This window comes from Micrococcus sp. EWR3.9.1, from assembly GCF_052615555.1.
This window is the reverse complement of sequence record NZ_JBQXFD010000069.1, coordinates 1-225: the sequence shown is the minus strand read 5'-3', so window position 1 is coordinate 225 and position 225 is coordinate 1. Positions and strand designations below refer to the sequence as shown.

Below are 225 nucleotides of genomic sequence, written 5' to 3'. Positions count from 1 at the left end.
CAATTTCGAGCCAGGCGGTTCGTGGAGACGCTCCGGGTCAACGGCCTGGTCGGGTCGATGGGCAGGGTCGGTGCTGCTGGGGACAACGCGGCAATGGAATCCTTCTTCGCGCTGTTGCAGAAGAACGTGCTGAACCGGCGTCGCTGGCAGTCCTTCGACCAGCTCTGGCTCGCGATCGTGAGCTGGATCGAGCGGACCTATCACCGCCGTCGTAGGCAGGCCCGT

General features: G+C 64.4%; 1 pseudogene. It reads left to right on the top strand.

Annotated elements, in window-relative coordinates:
* Window positions 1–225 (top strand): annotated as a pseudogene (locus ACUJ8O_RS11615) (IS3 family transposase); the annotation flags it as partial.